This is a genomic window from Pseudomonas paralactis, assembly GCF_001439735.1.
Classification (GTDB): Bacteria; Pseudomonadota; Gammaproteobacteria; order Pseudomonadales; family Pseudomonadaceae; genus Aquipseudomonas; species Aquipseudomonas paralactis.
Genome location: NZ_JYLN01000031.1, coordinates 1 through 1,353, shown reverse-complemented (window position 1 = coordinate 1,353; position 1,353 = coordinate 1). Strand labels below are relative to the sequence as shown.

The 1,353-nt window shown below is 57.4% G+C and carries 1 protein-coding gene; it reads left to right on the top strand.

The window, feature by feature from the left end:
- Positions 1-86: 86 nt before the first annotated feature.
- Positions 87-1,187: an IS110 family RNA-guided transposase gene (locus TX23_RS26605; protein WP_057704731.1), complete on the top strand. Its 1,101-nt coding sequence runs from the start codon at positions 87-89 to the stop codon at positions 1,185-1,187.
- Positions 1,188-1,353 lie beyond the last annotated feature (166 nt).

The following is a 1,353-nucleotide window of genomic DNA, read 5'->3' as shown; positions in this document are numbered from 1 at the left end:
TGTAATTAGATGGACTCGCCCAAGCCGAGGCGTCTATGCGCCACGGTGGCATTCTTATAGAAGCCAACGACAGCGAGGGCGAGCCCATGAAAAAGCATACGACGATCAATCAGTCTTTGTCAGCCGATGTATCTACTTGCGTAAACGTCGCGGTAGACCTTGCCAAAAAGGTCTTCCAGGTGGCCGGTGAGAATGCGCTCGGCCAGGTGATATTCGAGGATCGGATTAAGTCACGAGAGGCCTTTCAAACCTTTCTTCTTAAGCTTCCAGCAAGCGTGACGGTGCTGGTGGAAACCGGGCCAGGTGCTCAGGCATGGGCGCGATTACTGCAAGCACAGGGCAATTCAGTGCGCATCCTACCGGCTCAGCATGTGGCCAATCATCGCAGCGGCCCGAAAAATGATCGCAACGATGCATTGGCGATCCTGCGCGCCGGACGCGACTGCGCGATATCAGCCGTACCGGTCAAAAGTGCGGCGGCGCTTGCAATGCAAGCGTTGCATCGGGCTCGACAGGGTTATATACGACGACGTACGGCGGTCGGTAATCAGATGCGTGGCTTACTCCTGGAGCAGGGAGTTTCCATGCCCCAAGGCGAAATGGCCATCAGCCAACGTATCCCCCGAATACTGGAAGACGCCACTCAGCCATTACCCGATTTGCTGCGCGAACTAATCGCCGAACTGTTAGTTGAATGGGTTCATTTGGGCGAACGCGTCAACGTGTTGACCGGTCGGCTCGAAACAGCGGCGAAGAACGATGAGACAGCCAAGCGATTGATGACGGTGCGCGGAGTTGGCCCGATCATAGCCACAGCACTGTTGGCCAAGCAGACTGAGCCTGAACGCTTCGCAAATGCTCGACAGTTCGCCGCCTACTTCGGGCTGGTGCCCAGCCAGCACAGCAGCGGAGAAAAAATCCGGCTCGGCAAGATGAGCAAGAAGGGTGATGCGTATTTGCGCAGCCTGGCGGTCCAGGGGGCCCACGCCGTGTTAAGACAGGTGCGACCGGATTCAGAACAGCCCGACGACCAGCGGCTACAGCGCTGGGTATCTCGCCTAGGGCGCAAGGAGGCGGCAGTGCGTTTGGCCAACCGCAACCTGCGTATCCTCTGGCGGCTCTTGCAAAACGATCAGACTTATCGACGTCAGCCAGGCAATAGTCAGGAGGCTGCGATGAGCCACTGATTTACAGAGTTCTGCCACCGGGGCGTTTAGCCGCCCCAACCCGTGCTAACGAACATTGACCCCTGGTCAGACCGTCGCGAATTGATGCCTGCGCTCCTACCGGCCCTTGAGGCCTTTTTGTAATGGGCAGATCGCGAGCTGATCCAATGTTGGCCAGAAGCTGTTT